Origin of the sequence: Streptomyces sp. NPDC005262 (genome assembly GCF_042872425.1) — a bacterium.
Lineage (GTDB): Bacteria > Actinomycetota > Actinomycetes > Streptomycetales > Streptomycetaceae > Streptomyces.
The window spans coordinates 1-22,743 of sequence record NZ_JBIAKK010000020.1; the positions used below are offsets into that span (position 1 = coordinate 1).

Annotated in this window: 27 protein-coding genes and 1 pseudogene; 22 read left to right on the plus strand and 6 right to left on the minus strand. The window is 68.6% G+C overall.

The window, feature by feature from the left end; genetic code table 11:
* Nucleotides 1-238, plus strand: a pseudogene (locus ACFYP5_RS33485) (IS5/IS1182 family transposase); the annotation flags it as partial.
* Nucleotides 239-253: 15 nt separating this feature from the next.
* Here ACFYP5_RS33485 and ACFYP5_RS33490 read toward each other — a convergent pair.
* Nucleotides 254-478, minus strand: a complete 225-nt coding sequence (locus ACFYP5_RS33490; protein WP_389042829.1) for a hypothetical protein — start codon at nt 476-478, stop codon at nt 254-256.
* Between the two features lie 140 nt (nt 479-618).
* Between ACFYP5_RS33490 and ACFYP5_RS33495 the strand changes: the two genes are divergently transcribed.
* Nucleotides 619-933 carry a transposase gene (locus ACFYP5_RS33495; protein ID WP_389042831.1) on the plus strand — a complete coding sequence of 105 codons (315 nt, stop codon included), beginning with the start codon at nt 619-621 and terminating at the stop codon, nt 931-933.
* A gap of 216 nt (nt 934-1,149) precedes the next feature.
* On the opposite strand, the gene ACFYP5_RS33500 is transcribed toward ACFYP5_RS33495, so the two are convergent.
* Nucleotides 1,150-1,314, minus strand: a complete 165-nt coding sequence (locus ACFYP5_RS33500) for a hypothetical protein (RefSeq protein WP_389042833.1) — start codon at nt 1,312-1,314, stop codon at nt 1,150-1,152.
* Between the two features lie 168 nt (nt 1,315-1,482).
* Here ACFYP5_RS33500 and ACFYP5_RS33505 point away from each other — a divergent pair, with 168 nt between their 5' ends.
* A complete protein-coding gene (locus ACFYP5_RS33505) occupies nt 1,483-1,656 on the plus strand; it encodes a hypothetical protein (RefSeq protein WP_389042835.1) in 174 nt (57 codons plus the stop codon).
* Between the two features lie 83 nt (nt 1,657-1,739).
* On the opposite strand, the gene ACFYP5_RS33510 is transcribed toward ACFYP5_RS33505, so the two are convergent.
* Both ACFYP5_RS33510 and ACFYP5_RS33515 read right to left on the minus strand, forming a co-directional pair.
* Nucleotides 1,740-1,868, minus strand: coding sequence for a hypothetical protein (locus ACFYP5_RS33510; protein WP_389042837.1), 129 nt, complete (start codon nt 1,866-1,868; stop codon nt 1,740-1,742).
* Between the two features lie 889 nt (nt 1,869-2,757).
* Nucleotides 2,758-3,207: a hypothetical protein gene (locus tag ACFYP5_RS33515; protein WP_389042838.1), complete on the minus strand. Its 450-nt coding sequence runs from the start codon at nt 3,205-3,207 to the stop codon at nt 2,758-2,760.
* A 56-nt stretch (nt 3,208-3,263) separates the two neighbouring features.
* On the opposite strand from ACFYP5_RS33515, the gene ACFYP5_RS33520 reads away from it, so the two are divergent.
* Together ACFYP5_RS33520 and ACFYP5_RS33525 are read left to right on the plus strand one after the other, a co-directional pair.
* Nucleotides 3,264-3,704, plus strand: coding sequence for a DUF6093 family protein (locus tag ACFYP5_RS33520; RefSeq protein WP_389042840.1), 441 nt, complete (start codon nt 3,264-3,266; stop codon nt 3,702-3,704).
* A gap of 10 nt (nt 3,705-3,714) precedes the next feature.
* A complete protein-coding gene (locus ACFYP5_RS33525; protein WP_389042841.1) occupies nt 3,715-4,080 on the plus strand; it encodes a DUF6093 family protein in 366 nt (121 codons plus the stop codon).
* Nucleotides 4,081-4,222: 142 nt separating this feature from the next.
* On the opposite strand, the gene ACFYP5_RS33530 is transcribed toward ACFYP5_RS33525, so the two are convergent.
* Entirely contained in the window at nt 4,223-4,735 is a 513-nt protein-coding gene (locus ACFYP5_RS33530) for a DUF317 domain-containing protein (protein ID WP_389042843.1), read from the minus strand.
* Nucleotides 4,736-4,938: 203 nt separating this feature from the next.
* Complete coding sequence (locus ACFYP5_RS33535; protein ID WP_389042845.1) at nt 4,939-6,306, minus strand: sugar porter family MFS transporter; 1,368 nt, start codon at nt 6,304-6,306, stop codon at nt 4,939-4,941.
* 636 nt (nt 6,307-6,942) lie between these two features.
* Here ACFYP5_RS33535 and ACFYP5_RS33540 point away from each other — a divergent pair.
* From ACFYP5_RS33540 to ACFYP5_RS33620, 17 genes are all read left to right on the plus strand, one after another.
* Complete coding sequence (locus ACFYP5_RS33540) at nt 6,943-7,326, plus strand: hypothetical protein (protein WP_389042847.1); 384 nt, start codon at nt 6,943-6,945, stop codon at nt 7,324-7,326.
* Entirely contained in the window at nt 7,326-7,754 is a 429-nt protein-coding gene (locus tag ACFYP5_RS33545) for an HK97 gp10 family phage protein (RefSeq protein WP_389042849.1), read from the plus strand. The genes ACFYP5_RS33540 and ACFYP5_RS33545 overlap by 1 nt, the downstream gene beginning before the upstream one ends.
* 30 nt (nt 7,755-7,784) lie before the next feature.
* Nucleotides 7,785-8,228, plus strand: coding sequence for a hypothetical protein (locus tag ACFYP5_RS33550; protein ID WP_389042851.1), 444 nt, complete (start codon nt 7,785-7,787; stop codon nt 8,226-8,228).
* Between the two features lie 147 nt (nt 8,229-8,375).
* Nucleotides 8,376-8,861, plus strand: a complete 486-nt coding sequence (locus tag ACFYP5_RS33555) for a hypothetical protein (RefSeq protein WP_389042852.1) — start codon at nt 8,376-8,378, stop codon at nt 8,859-8,861.
* Between the two features lie 17 nt (nt 8,862-8,878).
* Entirely contained in the window at nt 8,879-9,487 is a 609-nt protein-coding gene (locus ACFYP5_RS33560; RefSeq protein ID WP_389042854.1) for a hypothetical protein, read from the plus strand.
* Nucleotides 9,488-9,537: 50 nt separating this feature from the next.
* Nucleotides 9,538-9,819 (plus strand): hypothetical protein, encoded by a 282-nt coding sequence (locus tag ACFYP5_RS33565; protein WP_389042856.1) that lies wholly within the window; start codon nt 9,538-9,540, stop codon nt 9,817-9,819.
* Nucleotides 9,820-14,649 (plus strand): phage tail tape measure protein, encoded by a 4,830-nt coding sequence (locus ACFYP5_RS33570; RefSeq protein ID WP_389042858.1) that lies wholly within the window; start codon nt 9,820-9,822, stop codon nt 14,647-14,649.
* Nucleotides 14,649-15,545 carry a phage distal tail protein gene (locus tag ACFYP5_RS33575; protein ID WP_389042860.1) on the plus strand — a complete coding sequence of 299 codons (897 nt, stop codon included), beginning with the start codon at nt 14,649-14,651 and terminating at the stop codon, nt 15,543-15,545. The genes ACFYP5_RS33570 and ACFYP5_RS33575 overlap by 1 nt, the downstream gene beginning before the upstream one ends.
* A gap of 10 nt (nt 15,546-15,555) precedes the next feature.
* A complete protein-coding gene (locus ACFYP5_RS33580) occupies nt 15,556-16,497 on the plus strand; it encodes a hypothetical protein (RefSeq protein WP_389042862.1) in 942 nt (313 codons plus the stop codon).
* Nucleotides 16,498-16,499: 2 nt separating this feature from the next.
* Nucleotides 16,500-17,588 (plus strand): hypothetical protein, encoded by a 1,089-nt coding sequence (locus tag ACFYP5_RS33585; protein ID WP_389042864.1) that lies wholly within the window; start codon nt 16,500-16,502, stop codon nt 17,586-17,588.
* Between the two features lie 3 nt (nt 17,589-17,591).
* Nucleotides 17,592-19,829: a hypothetical protein gene (locus ACFYP5_RS33590; protein WP_389042865.1), complete on the plus strand. Its 2,238-nt coding sequence runs from the start codon at nt 17,592-17,594 to the stop codon at nt 19,827-19,829.
* Entirely contained in the window at nt 19,826-20,035 is a 210-nt protein-coding gene (locus ACFYP5_RS33595; RefSeq protein ID WP_356643479.1) for a hypothetical protein, read from the plus strand. Before ACFYP5_RS33590 ends, ACFYP5_RS33595 begins: the two co-directional genes overlap by 4 nt.
* Before the next feature lie 72 nt (nt 20,036-20,107).
* Nucleotides 20,108-20,470, plus strand: a complete 363-nt coding sequence (locus ACFYP5_RS33600) for a hypothetical protein (RefSeq protein ID WP_326604269.1) — start codon at nt 20,108-20,110, stop codon at nt 20,468-20,470.
* Nucleotides 20,471-20,531: 61 nt separating this feature from the next.
* Nucleotides 20,532-21,401: a glycoside hydrolase family 25 protein gene (locus tag ACFYP5_RS33605; RefSeq protein WP_389042867.1), complete on the plus strand. Its 870-nt coding sequence runs from the start codon at nt 20,532-20,534 to the stop codon at nt 21,399-21,401.
* 7 nt (nt 21,402-21,408) lie between these two features.
* Nucleotides 21,409-21,627 carry a hypothetical protein gene (locus ACFYP5_RS33610; protein WP_356325957.1) on the plus strand — a complete coding sequence of 73 codons (219 nt, stop codon included), beginning with the start codon at nt 21,409-21,411 and terminating at the stop codon, nt 21,625-21,627.
* 2 nt (nt 21,628-21,629) lie between these two features.
* Entirely contained in the window at nt 21,630-21,887 is a 258-nt protein-coding gene (locus ACFYP5_RS33615; protein WP_356672392.1) for a hypothetical protein, read from the plus strand.
* 150 nt (nt 21,888-22,037) lie between these two features.
* The gene (locus ACFYP5_RS33620; RefSeq protein WP_389042869.1) at nt 22,038-22,598 is read left to right on the plus strand and encodes a hypothetical protein; all 561 of its coding nucleotides are present in this window, start codon (nt 22,038-22,040) and stop codon (nt 22,596-22,598) included.
* The last annotated feature ends 145 nt before the right edge of the window (nt 22,599-22,743 follow it).

The following is a 22,743-nucleotide window of genomic DNA, read 5'->3' on the forward strand; positions in this document are numbered from 1 at the left end:
AATCCAGCACATCATCCCCGAACGCCTCGACCAGCAAAGACACCGCCAGAACCGTGGCTCCCGAGGCGGCCGACCCACCGGCTTCGACAGCGAGCGCTACAAGAAACGCAACACCGTCGAACGCGCCATCAACCGTCTCAAAGGCTTCCGCGCCGTCGCCACCCGTTACGAGAAACGCGCCTACATCTACCTCGGAACCGTCACCCTCGCAGCCCTCACCATCTGGCTCCGAACATGATCCAAGAAACAGTGCCTAGCTGCGTTCGATCTCCTCGGTGACGTCGTCGATGGGGTATCCCGCGTCCTGCAGCATCCGCACCGCGGTCTCCGGGGAGAACACGCCCGCGTTGTAGCCGTTGGTGACGTCGGTGAGGACGGTGGTGCGGTCGGTGGGGGTGTGTGCTCCCCACGCCAGGCGTGCGGGCAGCGACTCGCCGGCGGGCCACACGTGCCCGGCCTGGTGCAGGTGCTGCACCATGCGCAGCAGCAGCTGTTACTTGTGGGCGCGGGCCAGGCGCATCGCGCCGATCAGGGAGTCCGGCGTGCCGAGCGCCAACTGCAGTGTGAACCGTTCCGGGTTTGATCGAGGCTCGATCTTTTGGAGGGATCGAGTCCGTTATGGCGAAGCAATACCCGAAGGAGCTCAAGGAGCGGGCCGTGCATCTGGTCCTGGAGACTCGTGATCAGTACAGGACGGAGTCCGCGGCGATCCGCTCGATCGGCGCGAAGCTCGACATCGGGCCGGAGTCCCTGCGGAACTGGGTGCGGCAGGCCGAGGTCGATGCCGGTGCCCGGACCGGGGCTACGACGCGGGAATCCGCCCAGCTCAAGGCCCTCAAGAAGGAGGTCGCCGAGCTGAAGCGGGCGAACGAGATCCTGAAGGCCGCGGCAAGTCTCTTCGCGGCCGAGCTCGACCGGCCACACACACGCTAGTAGCGTTCATCGACGAGCACCGGGACCGCTTCGGCGGAGTCGAGCCGATCTACAGGACGCTCACCGAGCACGACTGCAGCATCCACCCATCCACCTATTACGCGTACAAGAAACGTCCCATGTCGGCCCGTGCCCTGCGGGACGCGGAACTGGCGCCGCTGATCGTCAGCATCTACCAGGACGGGGAGCGTCAGCGGCCCTCGGGCGGCCAGCACTTCAGCACGCGCCCGCCTCGTCGGTGAGCGTGATCCGGGCGCCATCGACACCGCCGCGCTCGCCTATCCAGCGCGTGTATTTCCGCTCGGCCGCCGCCTCGTCGGACCACCAGCCGCGCATGACGGTGCGGGCTCCGATCGACAGGGTCACGTGATAGCGGTCCACGACGGCAGATTACGACGTCCTCCATTCGGCCCGTAGTGGTTGCTGGGGTGTGGAGGTGGGGGTGAGCTGTCAGTGCGCCTAACGATGGTCACGGGCGCTATGAGGGGCATCCCCCGCCGAACGAGCGGGGCCAGCCTCCCACCGACTCACAGGAAACTTGGAGAGTTCATGCCGTACAAGCAGGGGCAGCGCGTGCAGTACCGCAACGAGCAAGGCCAGCAGGCGCAGGGCAAGATCGAGCGGACCGAGGGCCAGGGGCAACAGTCTCGCCACACCGTCATGAACGAGAAGACCCACCAAACAGAGCAGGTCCCGGAAAACCAGATCGAGCGGGAGCTGTAGTAACGGCCCTACCGACGCGGCCCCCGTTGCATCGAACGAAGGTGCAACGGCGGCTGCTCGTGTTTCACCCATGGACAGGGCCACTACGACTCGTCGGCCACGATGGTCAGGGCGACGCCCGCCTCCCGGGCTGCCTCCCGCAGAACGGCCAGCGTGTCCACGATCGGAGCGCGGGGGCCGCCGCGCGGGGTGGTGGCGATGAGGCAGGGCATGCAGCGGTCCAGGGTGTTTCGACGACCCCGGTCGCTCTCGCAGGATCGCCGCAGCGTACGCACGGATGACTCCCGTCGAGCCGCTCAATGCCTGCGCTCTGGCGCGGCGCCCACGGTGGGGCGGGGCCCAGCTGCGACGGGTCGATACCGAGGGTTCGCAGCAAGTCAGCGTCATTCATGCAGCTCCTCCTCCTCGGCTCACGGAAACGTACGACCTGTCGCAGCGATTCCTAATGCCGTTTGTCAAGCCATTCTGGTTGGGTGCGTGGGGGTTCAGTCGGCCGACGTCTCGCACCTCTCGATCTTTGTAGCGACTGACCGGCGTTGCAGCCCGTCGGCAATGAACTCCATCTCGACCAGCGTGCCAACCAGGCCAGTCTCTCGGAGCGCGCTGGCCATCACCCGTGCCTGGCCCAGGGACAGGCGGAGCATTTCGCGCAGGACTCGCAAGACAGGGACGAGGCTTGACTCGTCGTCCGCGAGGCGAAGCCGTGCGGGCCCATGCTCTGCCAGCAGGGCATTCCTGATCTCTTCTGGAGTCGCTCCGCCTGTGTCCTGCTCACACCACCCGTTGGGGCAGGCAGTACATGCACCTTCGGTGCCCCACCACAACTGCCCATGGTCGATGTACTGGCCAACGTCGAGTATCAGCACGCCACCGCAGTCGTCGCACCGCGCCGTGACCTTTACTCCTTGAGTGATCACCGGGCTCCTCACCGTCGCGTACCAACAAGCGGATACTTGCGCGAGCCTGCCAGTCAGTCGACCTTGTTACCGCTGATCTGGCAGATGGGCAGCAGGACAGAGGCATCACGCTGCAAGCGCCGCTGGTGGCAAGGGCTCGCCCGGTCCCGTGGAAGAACGTAGGGAAGTTTGACCGATGTCGGTGTTACGCGCTGAACATGTCGGCATGCATGCGAGACCTCGATGCTCTGCGAGACAGGTGCGCGAGCAGCCGGCCCGCACCGACGGCAACGTAGAGCGCGACCAGAACCCCGATTCCGAGGTCGAGCCAGTCACGGGCCGTGCCCCGGAAGAGTGAAGCCCACGCCCTGGCCCCCGCGACGGATCCGGCAACCACCAGCAGCACCGATATCACGGCGTCCAACACCTTTGCGGCCCTGGGGCGCTGCTCTTTGAGCAGTTCACCACCCGCGCCGAGCGCGACCAGCGCGGGGAAAACATCGTGCGGCTCCAGGTGCCCCGTCCCGATTGCGTCCACGATGTTGATCATGGCGCCGATCGAGCAGATGACCAGTACACCTTGTGATATCCGGCGGCTCATCAACCCTCGCTTGCAGTGAAACTTCGGTGGCAATGAATCAATCTTCGCTGACACGGGACAGTTTCCTCGGGCCGGGGGAGCTGTCCGTGCGTCGCCCTACGCTCGAACGTATGAGCACTCCTCCGCCCTCTGATGGGCTTTCGCTTGCCGCCGTCGCCCCCATCGTCGAGACGCGCATCCTCGTGGACACTGTCGAGATCTTCCGCCCCGGGGAGCCGGTCCTTGACCCGGACTCCGGCGAGTACCACCCCGGCCCCGACCAGATCCTCTACACCGGGGCCGGTGCGATCTTCGCGTCCGGCGGGCCCGGCCTGGTCCTGTCCCTGGAAGGACAGGCGTACGCCGACGACACCCGAAACCGCTACCGGCTCCTGACCCCGCTGGATGCCCCGCTCGCGTCGCGTGAGGACCACGTGCGCGTCACCGAGGCCACGCAGGACCCCGGCCTGATCAACCGCGTGTGGCGGATCCTGGACATCTCCGATGCCAACTCGCTCGCCGTCGTCCGCACCACGTGGCTCGACGAGTCCACCCAGACCACCGGGGCGTGAGCCGGTGCCAGTGGATCTTTCGCAGGCCAGGGCCGACCTGGAGGCGCAGCTGACCGACACGGTGCGGATCTCCCGCACCGCCGGCCAGCCCGTCCTGGACCCGGTGACCGGGGAGCCCGGCCAGACCCCGACCACCGTGGTGTACGAAGGTCCGGGTGCGGTGCTGTCCACGCACGGGCAGATCGTCCTCGGGCAGGTCCTCGGCCAGGACTGGCTGTCCGAGGGCTCCGCCTGGTACCGGCTGGTGACGCCCGTGTCGGCGCCGGTCGCGCTGATCGGCGACCTGGTGGAGGTCGTCACCGAGGCGTCCACGGTGGAGATCTGCCGCTCCACCAGGCTGATGGAACGCATCACCACCGCGTCCAGCGCCATCTGACGGCCACCGGGCAGACTCGTGAATGCGCCGCCTGGGCCGAGGGCGCAGGCGGCGCGATCACACCAACGCAGACATTGCCTGACACGGCATTAGGACGTCGACCTGTCCGGCGGCTGCGTCATTTCAAGGTCGGCCGCAAAGGCTATCGTCGGAATACGAGAGGTAGACGATGCTGCTGCTGCCAGCGATGTACCACCGACCTGCGCTGTTCCTGTACATACTGCCGAGGTCGCTGTTGCTCCCGTTGTAGCGGATCTCGGAGCCGTTCCAGGAGGTCGTCGGTGAGGTCGGCGGCCAGCAGCGAGCTTGGCGTGTGGGGGGACGCCGTGAGGGGCCAGGTGGGGTGGTCGATGCTGGGGCCGGCCCAGACGGTCAAGGTGGCGAGGGTGCTGTTCGGCTTCTGGACGCCGGCGTCCTCGGCCAGGTTCGTCCAGCGGATCCAGCGTCCGTCGACGGTGTGTTTCCACCCGGCGTCGTTGAGTGGCTTGGTGGCGGCGGTGACGGTCTTCTCATCGACGGGGCCGCCGACGGCTGTCTCCCAACCGCCTCCCTCGGCGAGGTGGTGAAGCAGGGTCTGGAGCACGGGTGCCGGAGTGGAGCCGGTCGCGGCCAGGTGCCACATTCGGTCCGAGACGGGTGTCTCGTACGCCGCCAAGGTCCAGGCGGTCTCCCGGGGGGGGGGCTTCGTGGACGGGCTCGATGTGGAGAATTTGTGATTCGTGGATCGCGTGGGTGGTGTCGGCGGACCATATCCGGACCACGCTGGCACAGCGATCAGCTCATCCACCAGGCTGAGCTGAAGTGGCCCACACGACCTCCGCAAGCGGTTCGGAGCCGCACTTTGCCACGTGGTTCGCGTCAGACGCGGGCGAAGTCGCGGGGGCGGAACTTCCCGCTCTTCAGGTGCCTCTCGATGTCTTCGAGGCTGTGCCCGGTGAGCTCCGGCATTCGCCGCCATACGAACAGCCACGCCGCGACGTTGAACATCCCGTAAATCCAGAACACCTGGCCCACACCGAAGATGCTGATCATCGTCAGCAGGGTCAGCGTGATCAGCAGGTTCGTGCTCCAGAGCGTGGCCGACTGCACGCTTGTGGCGGCGGCACGCACCGACAGCGGGTAGATCTCGGAGCCGGTCAGCCAGCCCATCAGCTGGAGCCCGCCAGCGTTGAAGAACATGAAGGCGAGCAGGCAGGCGACGATGGACGGCACGTAGTCGCGGGTGGCGTGGCCGGTGATGAAGAGGGCTCCGAGGGCGAACAGGCTGACCGCCGCGCCGGGCACCATCACCAGGGTCATCCGACGGCGCCCGACCTTGTCGACGATCACCAGGCCAACCACCATCATCACCAGGTAGGTCATGCCCAGCGCCACGCTGACCGATAGCGCGGTCGTCTCGGAGAAGCCGTTGTCGGTCAGGATGGTCGGGGCGTAGTAGATGATCATTTCGATGCCAGACAGCTGGGTGAAGACGGCGATGCCGCAGCCGACCACCAAAGCCGGGCGCACCCATGGCTGCCACAGCCCGCTCCACCCGCGGTTGCGTTTGCTGGTCCGCTGCTGGCGTCCCTCCAAGGCGACGATCTCCTCGAGCTCGGAGGAGATGTCGTAGCTGTCGGGCCGTATGTCCTCAAGCACCCTTGTGGCCTCGTCCACGCCGACGCGGCCGTGTCTGAGGACCAACCACCGCGGGCTCTCGGGCAGGCGCAGCTGCAGGAGAAGCATCACCAGTGCCGGTACGGCGGCCGCGCCGATCGCCTCCCGCCACGACACAGCCTGGCTCGCGCCCACGAGCGTCGCGATGACGATGCCAACGCCGATGGCGAGCTGGAAGCAGAGCACAAGCCGGCCGCGGATCGCCTTGGGGGCCAACTCGGCGATGTACATGGGCACGGTCTGGGTGGCGCCGCCGACGGCGAAGCCGAGCACCACCCGGGCCAGGGCCAGGCTGACCGCGGTGGGGGCGAGCGAGCTGCTCACGCTGCCGAGCATGAACACCACGCAGATCAGCAGGATCGTGCGGTGCCGGCCGATGCGTGCGGACAGCACGCTGCAGGCAAGGGCGCCGATCACGGCGCCGAGCAGGATCGCGGCGGCGATCACCTGCTTCATGTCGTTCCCGATGTGGAATTCCTTGGAGATCTGCAGCAGTCCGCCGGAGATGATGCCCGTGTCGTAGCCGTACAGCAGTCCGCTGACGGCAGATACCACGGCCGCCATCAGCATCCGCCCGTTCAGGACCTTGGTCGGTGGTGCCTTGTGTGCGATATGGGTCATGGTTCCTCCGGGGCGGTGAACGGACACGGACCCTCATCCATCCTCGAACCGGGGGCTGGGCCCTCATCGCTCGGCTGACCAGCCGCGCCGAGGCACAGTACGTGACGGCCTGTCGCCGTTGGCATTCACTTGCGAAGCACCAGACGACGGTGACACCGTAGAAGGGTTGGGCATGCCCAAGGTCAGTATTCGCAATATCCTCGGCATCACGGAGACGACACAGAACCTAAACCTCCCGGTGACAGCCTGCGCGTAGCGGGTGACTGGCGACATGACCCAGGGAGACAAATTGGTCTCTTCATCTCACCCCAAGGGGCCTAGTTAGCCGGGAGAGCTCCCTCATTACTGGCAAATCGGACAGAGATCGGCACCTCGGTGAACGTTGCTGTGGCGCTGCGCCAATTAGCCACCAGGATCCAACGCCCCCGGCCGGGCCGCCGCCGTTCTCGAACTGCGGCACCGCCAGCAGGCCCGGGCCGGGGACTGCATCCGAGGCGTGTTGGGTGCCAAGAGTTCCGCACATGCGCTGAGCTGGGCGTTCGCCAGACCGTGGGGCTGTCCGAGTTCCTCCGTACGCTGAATCGCATGGATGATCAGCTGCACTGGGTGCGGATTACCGCCGAACACGCCACCGGGACCGTGGCATTCGACGGGCGTGACATCTCCTCCAAGGTCTCCGGGTACGAGCTTCGCCAGAGCGCGGGTCAGCCGGCGGAGCTGCTGCTGTTCCTGTCGCCGCTGGTGAAGGACGAGTTCGACGGTTTGGCGCGTGTCGCCGTCGGTGTCTCCCCGGACCCGGGACCGGCGGCCGCGGCCTTCCTGTCGGCGGTCGACGCGGGCGAGTTGGAGCGCAACGCCCTGGCCCGGTGCGACCTTTTGGACGGCGGGCCGCACGAGATGACGCGGGCCATGCTGGCGCTGCTGCAGGACTGGGCGTCCGGGCGGTGGCAGCCGGAGGTGAGCGGATAGTGGCTACCCCCGGCACCCCGCGCCCTGGCGGCGGCGCGTTCAGCAACGCGGATGAGATCGCCGCCCAGCTGCAGGCCCGCGCCGCATGGATGCTGCCGTCGGCGGTGTCCGTCGTACGGCACTACGCGATGCTGCTGGAGACGCAGATCAAGGCCAACGCCTCGGGCAGGCCCGGACCGAACACGCCGACCGGCGACTACCGGCGCTCCTGGACGCATGAGGTGCACGTCACCGGTGACGCGGTGACGGCGATCGTCGGCACCGCCAAACCGCAAGGGCGGCGCCTGGAGTTCGGGTACGTCGGCCCCGACAGCCTCGGCCGGGTCTACAACCAGCCGCCATATGCCCACGTCGGCCCGGCCGTTGAGACGGTCAGTCCCCTGTTCGTACAGGCCATCGGGCGGATCGCCGACGGGAATCCGACGTGATCAGTGACGAACAACGATGAGGAGGACTAGATGAGTGTGTCGGGGCGCCAAGTGGCGCTCGCAGTGCAGGCCATGCTGCAGACGGCGACAGGCCGCTCCTGCGGGTACGGGACCGCGCCCACGACGGCATCCCTGCCGACGGGCAACACGATCCCGTACTGCGTGCTGTACGAGCTGGGCCAAGTCGCCGGCCTGGGCCCGTCGTTCGGCGACAGCGACGCCGATGCACGGGTGCTGCTGCAGGTGTCGTCGGTGGGCCAGACCGCCGAGCAGGCGTCCTTGCAGGCCGACAAGGCCCGGCAGGCGTTCTTGGCCCGGGTGCCGGGCAGCGGCCAGTACCTCAACCCGATCACCGTGACCGGGGCCACCGTGATCGGCCGGGAGCTCGACCGGGAGGAAGGGACCGGTGTCGTGAGCTCCACCTACACTTACGTTCAGCGATTCGTCCTGACGGTTTCAACACCGAACAGCTGACGCCTGATCGCACCTCACCGCGGAGGCCCCCGCGCGGACGCCCGGCCACACCGGTACGGGCTGCACCCCTGGTTCGCAGTCCTGCGACCTGTTGGGGACGGGCCTCCATTGCCGGAGGCCGGGGTCCCCGGAGAGTGAGCACCCCCCTTGGGTACCACCCAGCAGCGGTTCATGCGCCGCGGCATCACGAAGATCTACTTCCTGCCGGAGATCACCGCGGAGACGAACGTCCCGACCCGCCAGGAGATCACCACCGGCACCGAGCTGTCCGGCGCGATCTCCGACATTGCGGGCTGGTCGCTCGGCAACAGCCCGATCGACACCCCCGACCTGGGCTCGACGCTCACCACGTCGATCCCCGGTGAGGACAAGGCCGACGCGTCGACCCTGACCTTCTACGAGGACAAGGCCGGCGACGCCATCGAAACCCTCCTCAGCAAGGGCGAGGAAGGGTACGTCGTCATCCTGCGCAAGGGCGACGTCCCGGCGTCGAAGTCGATGGACATCTTCCCCGTCCGGGTTGCCTCGCGCGCCCCGGCCTACTCCGCCGGATCGGACCCGGCCAAGTTCACCGTGACCTTCGCGGTGTCCGACGACCCGACGCTCGACGCCGCCGTCCCGGCGACTACCTGATCCAGGGGGGATCCCGCATGTCCACGAACACCACTGAGCCGCCGGCGGCTGCGGTTGCCAAGGACGCCCACTGGTCGGCGAAGATGGCCCGCCTGCGGGCCCGGAAGCTGCCTGAGCGGACCCTGTCGATCTGCGACGACCAGGACGCCAAGACCGCTGTGACAGACGCGGCCTTGAACCTGGCCAAGGCCCGCGCCGGGGCGCTGGCCGAATGCACTGAGCAGGGCATCCGTGAGGAGCAGCACGACGCGTGGGTGGCGTCGAACCCGCAAGTACTGGCTGCCGATGCGGGCCTGACGCGGGCACAGGACGCCCTCGCGGACGCCACGATGGTCCTCACGTTCCGGGCCGTACCGCGGCCGGTGTGGGAGCAGCTGCTGCGCGACCACGCCCCCACTGAGGCTCAGGCCGACCAGGGCATGGAGTACAACGTCGACACGTTCCCCGCGGCGCTGATCTCCGCCTGCCACGTCGAGCGTGACGCCGGCGGTGCGGAGGTCGAGGGGATGAGCGCGGCCGAAGCGCAGGAGCTCCTGGACACCTGGGCGGACGCCGAGGCGAAGGCCCTGTTCACGGCCGCTCTCGTCATCAACCAGACGCTGCGGGCGGACCTGGGAAAAGGCTGATCTCTGACCCGGCCTTCCGGGCGGAGATGGAGCTATGCCACACCTATGGAATGCCGCACAGCCAGTTCACGGGGGCCGGTGACGGCCGCTGGTCGGCGCTGGACCGGGCGAAAGCCCTGGCGTGGCTGGCGTACAGCCGGGCGGTGTGTTCGGGCTGCGGCACCAGGGCGGATGAGTGGAAGCCGGATCTGGGCGGGGACCGGTTCGCGTACGTGGCCGATTCGAGCACCTGTCCGGGGTGCGAGCTGCTGGAGATGGAGCGGGAGCAGGTACCGGACGGACCGGATGGGCGCGGGGTCAAGATCGGGCTCACGCCCAGACGGGAGCAGTAGGTGGCAGGCAGTGCCTACAACCTGTACGTCAACCTGCAGGCGACGACAGCCGGACTGACCAGCGGTCTGCGGTCCAGTGCCGGGCAGCTGCGCCAGTTCGACGGGCAGCTGCAGCAGGTCAACCGCAGCCTGATGGAAACCTCGACGGCGACACAACGCCTGGCCCGCCTGCAGGCGTCCGCGTCCGTCGACGCGGTCCTCGGGCAGACCCGTGTCACCGCCGCCGTGCAACGCAGCCAGGCCGCACAGAATGCCGCCGCTGCGGCCGCCGAACGCAACGGCCGTGCGCAGGTCCTCGCGGCGAACCTGGCCGCGCGGGCCGAGACCGAGCGGGCGGCAGCGGTGATGGCCGGCGAGCGTGCACTGCGCGCCCAGGCCGTCGCCCAGACCATGGCCGCCCGCGCCCAGGCCACCACCGGCCGGGGTGCGGCCGCGGCACAGGCCACGGCGGCGGCCGCCGCCCGGGCGGCCACGCAGGCCGCGCAGGCGCAGACGCTGCAGGAGGGGCGGGCCGCTGCCGCGCAGGCTGCGGCCGCTCGTGGTGCGGCACTGTCGACCCGGACGTTGCAGGCCCGTCAGGCCGCCGACGCCACCGCCTTGACGGCGGTCACCGCACGGTCGGAGGCCGAGGCGGCAGCGGCGCAGCGTGCGGCGGCGAACGCGGCCGCCGTACGTCAGGCGCAGGCCGCTGCGGATGCCGAGACGCGGGCAGCGACACAGGCCCGCGTCAACGGGTACATGAAGACCGGTCTGGTGCTGACGGCGGTCCTCGGGGCCGGTGTCGCGCAGGCCATCGCGCTGGAGAAGCGCATGGCCAACGTCATGACGATCTCCCAGCAGATCAACCAGTCGAACGTCGGGTCGTTCAGCGACCAGATCGTCGACCTGTCGAAGGACCTGACGCAGTCGTCGAACCAGCTCGCCGACGGCCTGTACCAAATCGTCTCCACGGGCTTCGACGGCGCCGACGCCATGACGATCCTCGGAGTGGCAGCGAAGGGCGCCAGTGCGGGCCTGACGACCACCGAGACGTCCTCGCGGGCCCTGCTGGGTGTGCTGAAGGCGTACGGACTCACCGCGGGTGACGCCGCCGGCGTCATGGACATCATGTTCCAGACCGTCAACAAGGGCGTCATCTCCTTCGAAGAGCTGGCACAGAACCTTGGCGACGTGGTGCCGATGGCGGCCGCCGCCGGCGTGGAGTTCGACGACCTGTCGGCGGCGTACGCCGCGATCACCCTCACCGGTATCCCAGCGGCGGAGGCCGCGACCGCGCTGAACGGGATGATGACGCGGATGATGGCGCCCACCCGGGACCTGAGTAACGCGATGAAGGAGCTCGGGTACGACTCGGCGGCATCCGCAGTGCAGCAGGACGGCCTGCACGTCGTCGTCAACAAGCTCGCGAAGGCCACAGGCGGCTCGTCCGAGGCCATTACCAAGCTGTTCGTCGACGTGCGGGCCACCCGCGCAGTGCTGGCGCTGGCCGCCAACGACGGCAAGAACTACGCCGACACCTACGCGGGCATCGCCAACGAGGTGGAGCGCGCCGGGGCCACCCAACAGGCGTTCCGGATGCAGATGGACACCACGGCCGGGCAGTGGCAACTGTTCGTCAACCGCAGCAAGGCGCTGGGCATGGACCTGGGGCGGGCGCTGCTGCCGGTCCTGCAGGTCGTCGGGGAAGCCGTGTCGGTGTTCGCCGGGGCTCTCGCGGACGCTCCCGGCCCGCTCAAGGAGATCGGTGCGGGACTGCTCGCGGTGACCGCCGGGGGCATGCTGGCCCTGGTCGCGGTCACCAAACTGACCACTCAGTGGCGCGAGTTCCGCATTGCGCTGGCCGCAGCGCAGGCAGGCCAGTCGGCGATGCCGGCGGTGCTGAAGGGTGCGGGCCTGGCCGTGTCGGGCCTAACGGCGCTCCTCGCGATCGGTGTCATCGCGTACTCGGCGTACTCGGCGTCGAAGCAGAAGGCCAAGGTGGCCACCGACGACCTGGTGGAGGCCCTGCGCGCGGAGAACGAGCAGGGCGACGAGGGTGCGGGTCTGCGGGCCCTGACCGAGTCGCTGACGAAGTCCGATGATGCGGCCAAGCTCAAGAAGGTCGGCCTCGACATGACCGACGCTCTGGACGCCATCACGACCGGCGGCTCGAAGCTCGCGGACCTCAAGGCCAAGGTGTGGGAGAACGCTTCGTTCGCGTCGGTGGACTCGTCCGGGCAGGTCAGTTCGACGCTGTCAGTCGCGGGCAACGATGCGATGGAAGTCCTGGACAAGCAGCACAGCATCTGGTCGACCGCGGTGAAGAAGCAGGCCGAGCTCGCCGCCAACATGGACATCGTCAACGCCAAGGTCAACCAGGCCAGGATCAACGCGTCGAAGACCTGGTCCCTGGAGTTTCTGGTGCCGCCCGGTCAGGACGGGCTGCCGAAGTACACCGACGAGATGAAGGCCATGGCGGAGGCCTTGGGCGGCATCGTCGACCCGGCCAGGGCGTGGTCGGCGGCACAGGACAAGGTCGCCAAGTCCAACAAGAACGCGAAGGCGACGCTCAAGGACTACATGGACCAGCTGCAGAAGCAGCTGAAGTCGCAGCGGGACTTCCAGCGGAACCTGTCGGCGCTCGCCATGTCCGGGTACACGGGGCTGACCGACCATTTCGCGAAGCTCGGGGTGAGTTCCGCCCCGATCCTGGACGAGCTGGTCACGCAGCTCGGCAAGGGCAAGACGAAGGTTGCCGACGAGCTGGAAGGCATCATCTCCGAGTCGTCGGCCCGGTCTTCGGAAGCGTTCCGTGCCGGCCTGGACCAGCTGCCCGCGATCGCCGCCCGCTACGGCAAGAAGACCGCGCAGAGGTTCGCCGACGCCGCAGAGACCAACGATGCGGGCAAGTTCGGGAAGGTCCTGCAGGAGATGGCCGTCTCCGACATGTCGCGGGCGGTGAAGAAGGGCAGTGCGGCCGCGAAGGTGCAGATGCAGCGCGGCATGGGCCTGCTGGTGCAGGTCGCCGAGACCAAGGGCACGGACGCGGCGAACACCCTGCAGCAGGCCCTTCTGTCCGGTGACGTGAAGGGCGCCATGGGTCAGCTGCGGGCGATCTGGGGTGCGGACCTGCCGATCAGCGAGGAGGACCTGAAGGGCGTCTCCGGCGCGTTCAAGAAGGCGGGCAAGCAGTCCCTCACCGAGTGGACGGGCATGCTGACGCTGATCGAGCAGGTCGCCAAGACCAAGGGCAGTGCGGCCGCGATGGCGTTGACGTCGGCGTTGCTGTCGGGCGACATGGCGGCCGTGCAAACTCAGCTGGGCTTGATCGGTGCGAGTGTGCGCTCGATCCCTGGCACGAAGCAGATCTCCGTTTCGGTGAGCGCCCCGAAGTCGGTGACGATCCCCGTGTACCTGTCCCGCAAGCCCACGTCCTGGGACAAGGACGCCAACGGTGTCCCCGACAGTGTGCAGGCCCAGGCGCGCGGCTCGGTCCTCGACTTCTACGCGGACGGCGGCGTGCGCCGCCCCGAGCAGCACGTCGCGCAGATCGCACCGGCAGGCAGCTACCGCATCTGGGGTGAGCGGGAGACCGGCGGGGAGAGCTACATCCCGCTGTCGCCGACCAAGCGCACCCGCTCACGGGCCATCGCCGAGGAGACGGTTCGCCGCCTGGGCGGCAAGGAAATCCGCTGGTACGCCGACGGCGGCATGTCCGGGTGGTCGTACGAGCCGGCCGGGGGCTCCGGGGGCCTGTTCTCCCTGTCGGGGATCGGCTCGGACTCCAAGAACAAGAAGGGCACCGCCCTGGACCTGGGCAAGTTCGCATCGAACCTGCGCAAGTCGGTCGCGGAGGCGCAGCGTTGGCGCCGGGACCTGGCGACAGTGGCCCGCCGTGCCGGCCAGGACGTCGCTGATGCGCTGGAGGAGATGGGCGCCGACGGTGTCGACCTGACACACAAGATGGCCACGGGCAGCTCGAAGTACACGAAGGCCATGGCCAAGGACCTGGAGAGGCTGGCCGCGACCGCGAAGGCGTCGCTGTCGGAGTACACCAGCCAGCTCGGTGGTGCGGCCAAGCAGACGGCCACGTTCCAGCAGAACCTCGCGAAGCTGGCAGCCTCCGGCTACGGGGACCTGGCTTCGCGGCTCGCGGAGCAGGGCGACCAGGCCGCGATCGACCTGGCCGCGCAGGCCGTCAAGAGCAAGTCGGCCGCCTCCAAGGCGAACTCGGCGTCGAAGTCGGCGTCGGCGACGCTGTCCGATCAGGACCTGGCGGACCTGCTGTCGATCGTCTCGGCGATCAAGTCGAGCAAGACCGGTATCCACCAGGTCGCCGATGCCACGAAGCTCGGCGAGGACCGCATCATCGAGGTCGCCAACGCGGGCCTGTCCCGGCTGAAGACGGCGCTCGGGTCGCGGGCCGCGCAGTTCGTCGCCGACCTGGGGCGGGCCAACAAGGGCCTGTCGTACGCGCAGGGCGGTGTCTTGACGCCCGGCCTGTACGCCACGAGCAACGGCCTGGTGCGGTTTGCGGAGCCCAGCACGGGCGGTGAGGCGTACATCCCGCTCGGGCAGTCCAAGCGGCCCAGCGCGACGGCGGTCCTCGAGGACGTCGCCCAACGGTTCGGCTACACCCTCACCGCCCAGGGCGTGACGGGCCCGATGCGGATGGATGCCCGGCCGGCCGGTGGCGTGCAGGTCGTCGTCGTGAAGGAGCAGGCGGGGCCGCTGATCGGGCAGATGCCGGTGACCGTCACGTCCGGTGGTGGCGGCCGGGGGGCTGCGCAGGAGATCGGCGCGGAGGTGATGCGGCGCCTTCGTGCCGCGCAGCGAGGAGGCAAGCTCTGATGGCAACCCTTGGGGACTACCAGTTCGACGTCGGCGGCGGCCTGGTGATCGGCAGAGGCACTCTGCTGCCGGTCGGCGAGGTCAGCGGCCTGGCCGCGCCGGAGCTGCGTACGGCCGACGTGGACAACCCGACCGATGACGGCGGCTTCCCGGGCGTCGACCTGTACGGGTCGCGCACCGTGTCGATCGAGGCCGGTATCCGCACCCCCGACGACCCGGGGGCCGCTCTCGATCTGCTGGCCCGCCTGCAGCAGGTCACCGGCACGGATGGCACCCGCCGCACAGCGGGGGCCCTGGCGGTGCTGCGGGCCAAGCTGCCCGGCCGGGACACCAAGCGCCTGTACGGCAGGTGGCGGCGGGTGGAGACCGCGACGATGGCGCAGGCCGTCCACGGCTGGATCCCGTTCATGCTGGACTTCGCGGCGACCGACCCCCGCTGGCACGCGGACGACTCGCAGTCGCTGGTGCTGCCCCTGGACATCAGCAACGACTCGCAGGGGTTCACCGCCCCGTTGGTCGCCCCGATCACCACGGGGGTGTCGAACCCGGACGAGCGGCCCGGGTGGGTCCTGAACTCCGGTGACGTGGCGGCGTGGCCGACGGTCCGCATCGACGGACCGGTCACCAACCCGAAGGTGTGGGTGGTGGAGACCGGCCGCTACCTGCAGCTGCAGATAACCCTCGGGGCCGGGGAGCACATCGACATCGACACCCGGCCGGGCACCCGCTGGGTGCTGCGCAATGGCGGCAACGCGGCCCCGGCCCTGACGGCGGGCAGCCGCATGGACCTGTTCCAGATCCCGCCCGGCAAGAGCGAGATCCGCTGGACCGCCACCGACTACACGAACACCTGCCGTCTGGCCCTGTCGTGGCGCGACGCCTACACCGCCCTGTGAGGACACCCCAATGACGCTGATCCAACCCCCGATGATGGTCACCGGCGGCACCCACCCCGCCCGCACCATGCGCATGATGATCCGCGACCTGTCCCGCGGGTCGCAGGGCGTGACCGAGTACAACGACCTGAAGGTCACCCAACTAACGACGCCCGGCGCGGGCGTTCAGATCGCCGACGGCTCCGGCGTGATCCGGGGAGCCGCCTCGGGTCAGGGCTCCTACACCCAGTACAACGTCGGCTCGGCAACGCTGAACATCGCCCCGACCGGGGCGACCGGGCGCACCGACATGGTGGTGCTGCGCGTCCTGGACCCCGACTACGAGGGGCAGCTGAACCCGGCCTCCGACGACATCGGCTACTTCTACGTCGTCTCCAACGTCAGCAGCACCGCGACGCAGCCGCCGGCAGGCATGACCGCGATCCCGCTCGCACGGATCACGATGGGGCCGAACACCGCGACGATCACCGACGCGTTGATCACCAACCTGCGGACCATCGCCAACCCGCGCCGGGACCGGCAGATCTACACCGCCTCCCCCAGTGGCGACCAGAACTATTCCGGGAACAAGGACGGCACGTACGTGTCGTGGCCGACGGCGGCCCGCTGGAACATAGCCGTGCCCGTGTGGGCGGTACGGACCCGCATCATTTTCAATGTCGCCGCCACGCAGGTCATGAACGGAAGCGTGTGGGGGCATGCCGCGTTCAAGCTCGGCACCGTCCAGAGCCAGGGCGTCAACTTCGACACGGGCACCTTCACCAGCGGCGACCGCTCCCAGCGCGTGAACCTGATCTCCGCCGACACCATCACCGTGCCTTCCGCAATGCGCGGCACCACACAGCTGCTGCAGGCCATGATCGCCATGGACAACGCGGCCGCCGGAACGCTGCAGGTGGACACGGCCACGACCGCCATCGCGGACGTGGAGTTCGAGGAGGGCGTGTTCTAAGCGTGCACTCCCACCGCTATCTGACGTGCAGCGCGCTGACGGGGCAGGTCCTGGCATGGGACCTGCCGCTGTCGGATGTCTCCTACGGCCCGGAGCTGAACGGGCCGGGCAGCCTGTCCGCGACGCTGGAACCGCACCTGGCGCATGTGCTGGGCTCCATGGTCGACCCCGGCAACACGCTGATCTTTGCCGAGCGGGACTCCAAGCTCATGTGGGGAGGCCTGATCTGGCGGGCCGAGCCGGAGGCCGGCCGGTACCCGATCGAGGCCGCCGGGTTCACCTCGTACCTGGGGCGCCGCCACGACCTCCACGGCAACTTGAACGCGCGCGGCCCGTACACGTACGGCGACCCGTGCAAGCTGATGCGGGACGTGTGGGCGTACTGCCAGGAGCAGCCCGACGGGAACCTGGGCGTGCTGGTCGACGGCACCACCTCCAAGGCTAAGATCGGCACCCCTGAGGAGCCGTACGCCTCCGGCTGGTGGGAGACCCGCAGCCTCGCGGACCTGGTCGTCGACGCGGTCGACGCCGACGGCGGCCCGGAGTGGACCGAGCAGGTCCAGTGGTCGGGCGACGTGCCGCTGCGCAGGTTCCGTATCGGCTGGCCGCGCCTTGGTACCCGCCGCACGGACGTGTCGTTCACGACCGGCGTGAACATCGCCGTTCCTGAGCCGGTCATCTACGACGGTGACACCTTCGCGCAGGTCGTCGTCGCCCTCGGCTCGGGTGAGGGGCGGGCGCGGCTGCGTGCGATCGACGCGGTCCGTGACGGGCGGCTGCGCCTCGAGGAAGTCATAGACCTGCCCGCGGTGAAGGGCAAGGACCAGCTGTCGGCGAGGGCCCGCACCGAGCGGATCGCCCGCCAGATACGCGGCGACATCCCGGAGGTCGACCTCATCGACCACCCCGCCGCCCGCTTCGGCTCCTTCGCGGTGGGCGACGACGTGTGGGTGCAGATCCACGACCAGTGGACCGACTACGACGGATGGGCGCGGGTGACCGGATGGACGCTCACGGCGGCGCAGGGGGACCAGCAGGAACGGATGACGGTGCGCCTGGCGCGCGCCGACTCCTTCACTTACGGAGGCTGACCCTTGGCTGACACTCTCGCCGTGCTGGCGGGCAGGATCGCCACCCTGGAACGGCTGGTGCGGGACCTGTCCCGTACCAGCCGCCTAGCGAACTCCTCGATCGAGAACGGCGCCATCACCGTCTACGACGACGGCGGAGACCTGCGCGGCAGCATCGGCCTGCAGCCGGACGGCACGCTGGCGGTCGCGGCCGTCAACGGCCCCCCGCCGCCCGTGCCGGGCGCCCCCACGATCACGTCCGTCCTCGGCGGTGTCGCTGTGGCCTGGGACGGCTCCTTCGCCGGTGGCGCCCCGGCCCCGGCCGACTTCGCGTACGTGGAGGTGCACTCCTCGACCGACCCGGAGTTCCCCGACGGCGGGTCCCTGTTCTCCGCGTTCTACTCGGCGCAGGGCGGCACGATGACCGTGCCAGCGGCGGTCCCGGTGTGGGTGCGCCTGGTGTCCGTTTCGACATCCGGTGTCGTCTCCGACCCGTCGCCGGTTGCGGGACCGGCCGGGCCGACGCCTGTCGTCGCCCAGGCCGTCCTGAACGGCATCATCAGCGAACTCGCGCTCGCCGACGACGCCGTCACCCGCGCGAAGATCGCAGCGGCAGCGGTCGGCAAGACCGAGCTCGCCGACGGCTCGATCACCACACCGAAGCTGGTCGTCGGGGAGCTCAACGGCGACCGCCTCGCGGTGGGGACCATGGCCGCCGAGGTCCTGATAGCCGCCAGCATCACCGCCGCCCAGATCAAGGCCCTGAGCCTGACCGGCGACCTGATGGCGGTGAACACCCTCACCGCCGACAAATTCGTGGCGGGCACCATCACGGCCGCGTCCGGCGTGATCTCCTCCATCGACGCCAGCAAGATCGTCGTCGGGACGTTCGACGCGTCCAAGGCGACCATCAAGAACCTCGACGCATCCGCGCTCAACGCCGGGACGATCAACGTCGACCGGCTGTCGGTCGGGCTGCAGGGGCAGGTCGGGCAGAAGTTCTACGACTTCGGCGACCAGGCCTCCAAGTGGAGCGAATCCGGCTCCGGTTCCATGACCACCGTCGCGGTCGCCGACGCCCAGTCCGGCAGCAGCGTGATGCGGTGCGTCGGCTACATCGCGGCCGGCTACCGGCCCGACGTCAAGATCCCGTTCGATCCGGGCGTCACCTACCGGGTGAGCGCCCGGGTCCGGCAGACCGTCGCCAACAGCACGCCCGGCACCAACCAGAAGTTGTACGCGGGTGTGGCGGGCCTCGCCGCCGACGGTGTGACGTGGGTGAACATCACGGGAGCGAACTCGTCCTCCAGCCAGTTCTTCGTCGCCGCCAACGCCCATGACCTGACCACCGGCGGGTGGGTGACGTACACCGGCTACATCAAGGGCACGTCCGCCGCCCCGGTCGGCGGCGTCAAGCCGAACGCCAACGCGCCCGGCCAGCTGCACGCCAACGTCCGGTACATCACCCCCATCGTGTTCGTGAACTACACGGGTGGCAGCGGCACGGCCGAGATCGACATGTTCGCGATCGAGGTCGTGGAGATGGGGGCGCTCACGGCGAGCAACATTGTGGCGGGGGCGATCGACGGGCAGGTCATCACCGGTGCCACGGTCCAGACCGCCAAGTCGGGTGCGCGGCTCGCGCTGTCGGGCAACCGCTTCTTCGCCACGGACGCCACCGGCAAGGTCCTCGCCGAGATCGTGCCCGACGACGGCAACGGGCGCAGCGCCTACTTCACCTACGACAGCCGGTTCGGCGTCGACTACTACGGGGCCCTGACCGCCGGCGACGTCCGCTTCGGCATCTCGGGTCAGACCTCCCTGCAGGAAGAGGCGGGGGTCCTGTACTCCTTCCTGGGCGGGGGCCTGTACGAGCTCCTGCTGTCAAGCGGAAGCGACCTGGGCAACTCGGCGGCGGAGATCAACCTGTACTCGGAGACGGGGCCGGTCACAGCCGACTCCGAGATCGTCCTGAGCGCGGACAAGATCACCGCACCGGGGCGCCTGACCGCGGGGAACATGGCCTTCGGGTCCGTGAATATCACTCCGAGCGCGGCCAACGCCCCGACGAGCTTCACAGTGAGCGGCCTGCACGTGGCGGGGAGCACCTTCCGCGCGTTCGTCACCGCGAACACCACCGTGCCGGGAACCTCCGTGACCGGTGTGGGGGCGACCAGCGTCACCGCAACTGGTCTGACGGTGTGGCTCACCCGTTCGACCACGGTCACTACGACGGTCTTCTGGATGGTGGTCGGATCATGAGCGATCTCGTTTTCGAGCCGGGCAAGTACTACGCCGCGGTGGTCCAGTGCATCACCGAGACGTGCGAGAACTACGGCCAGCCGCCGTTCGACGTCGCCGAGTTGTACTCCAACGCCGGGACGCCCAGCGTCCAGTGCGGTCTGTGCCAGCAGAACATGGAGATCGTGTCGGCGATCCTCATCGACCCGCAGCCCGAGATGGCCTGACCCCAGTGTGGTGTCGCCCCGTGCCCCTAAGATCGGATGCGGCGCGGGGCACGCCAACCAAGGGAGTGCGCGGTGACGCAGCCGCCGAACGCCGATCCCACCTTGTGGGAACTGCACCGCACGCTCCAGCAGCTGCGCGAAGACCAGAGCGACGGCATCAAGCAGCTTCGTGACGACCTGCGCGGTGATCTCGCCGCGATGAGCCAGCGGTTCGAGCAGATGGTCACCAAGGACGTCTACCAGGCCGACCAGCGTCTGGTGAACCAGCGGATCCAGGCGGTTGAGGATGCGCAGGAGGCCGCGGTCCGCCAGCGCGAGAGCGACCAGCAGCAGGCCGCCAACACCCGCAAGTGGCTGGTGGCGGTGTTCGTCGCCCCGTTACTGCTGGGCCTGGTGCAGCTGTGGTTCACCAGCAGGATCGGCGCAGGCCCGTAGCAGGGTCTGCGCCGCTGCAGCACCATCCGTCCGGCGTGGGGGAGAAGCACCGGGCAACAACATGATCAAGGCCATCGACATCAGTTCGCTGCAGCCACACCCGGACCTGACGGGTGTGGACGTCGTCATCATCAAGGCGTCCGAGGGCCGCACCTACGCCAACCCCTTGCGGGTGGAGCAGGCCGCAGCCGCCCGCAAGGCGGGCAAGCCGGTCGGCTGGTACCACTTCCTGTGGCCGGGCAACGTCCAGGCGCAGGCCGAGTACTTCATCCACTGTGCCCAGCCCAAGGCGGGCGACGTCCTCGCGTGCGACTGGGAGACCACCACGTCGGGGACCGTGCCGTCGTGCGCCGACAAGGACGCGTTCCTGACGGCCGTGAAGAAGCTACGGCCGCACCTGCGGGTGGTTCTGTACTGCAACTTGGACTACTGGAAGAACCGCGACACCACCAGCAAGTGCGGCGACGGCCTGTGGATCGCTGACCCGGGTGCGGCCGCCGGCCACCCTCGCGTCACGCACTCGTGGGTGGTCCACCAGTACGGCATCCGCAACCACACCGACGTCAACGTGTGCAACTTCGCCACGGTCGAGGACTGGAAGACGTGGGCGGGGGCGCCCGCCACCCCCAAGCCGCCGACGCCCAAGCCGCCGACGGCGAAGCCCTACGCGCCGCCGAAGTTCCCCGCAGGCCTGGCGCCGGGCAAGTCCCGCCCGTCGGCGAAGGAGCTGCAGAAGGCGCTGCGCAAGGCCAAGTTCATGACCATCAGCGACCGGGACCTGTCCGACACGTACGGGCCGCGCACGCAGGCCGGGGTGGGCAAATTCTTCGCCGCGCACCCGCAGTTCCGGGAGAAGGGCAAGCCGCACGACGTGGCGATCGGGCCGCGCGGCTGGGCCTACCTGTTCACCCTCGCCTACGGCCGGAAGTGAGGGACGGATGGACGCCGAAGAGATCATCCGCCGGTTCACGTTCCACCCGGCCGACACCGCCGCGCGCCGCCAGGCGCACGAGGACGTCCGCACGGTGTGCCTGGACCTCGCGCTGACGCTGAACGCCGAGCTGCCGGCCGGGGCGGAGAAGCAGGCCGCCCTGTTCCGGCTCGAAGAAGTCATGTTCTGGGCGAACGCTGCGGTCGCCCGCCAACCCAAGGAGTGAGAATGCTCTACAACTACCTTCTGTCGCTGGTGCGGACCCTCGCGCCGATCCTCGCCGGATGGCTGATCACCCAGGCCCTACGCCTCGGCATCGACCTGGACAGCACCATGCTGGTGTCGCTGGAGACGTCGGCGTTCGCGGGCGCCTACTACCTGGTGTTCCGCTGGGCCGAGCTCCACATCAGCCCGCGCTTCGGCTGGCTGCTGGGGTACGCGGCGCCGCCGCAGTACCAGGAGTCGCAGCCGACGCCGCTCGGCTGACCCAGGTCGGGAAAGACCAAAGCCCCCACCGCACGCGGTGGGGGCCTCGACCTCTTGGAGCACTCACCCTAGCAGCCGGTCAGCTCGAACACCGGGGCGAGCCTAGCTGTATTCTAGATACAACATCAGTGGGAGAAGAGGGGGCCGGCGATGCCGACGAAGCCGTTCCTGGCCGGCAGGCAGGAGTTCGCAGCCGTGTACGGGGTGCCGGGGACGCTGATCACGCAGTGGTTGGGCCGGGGGATCCTGAACTACGACCGTGCGGTGATCATTTCGGGGTCGCCGTACTGGCTGATGTCGTTCGTGCGGGACTTCGAGAAGATCGCGCCCCGGCGCAAGGAGATGGACCGCAAGGTGCTGCAGCAGTTCATCGCCGAGCAGGAGCCCGGTGCGTGGACGGAGAGCGTGGACGAGGTGCCGCCGCTGCTGGGTCTGCAGGAGACGACACAACTGTTCGGCCTGTCCAGCCAGCAGACCATGTCGGCGGCGGTCCGCAAGGGCGGGTTCGTGGCGCCGGACTACTCGCTGTCGGGGTCGCCGATCTGGCTGCTGGACACCTTGATCAATGTGGGGGCGCCAATGATGCAGGCAAAGGCCCGCACCGTGCCGTGGGCGGTCAACCCTCAGGTGGAGGCGGCGTTGCGGCAGAGGCGGTACACCGGCCCCGGCTCCGTGATCGTCCCGCGCGGACTCGCCGCAAAGCGCCCCTGACCTGCATAAACAGCTAGACACCCTCCCCAAGTTTGATAGAATAAGGCCAGCGTCGCAAAGGGTGACGCTGGCCTTGCTCTTGGGAGGAATGCATGAACGCCACCACGTGCGTGGCCCGTTCGCCGACCCGTCGGCGCGGGCCCGG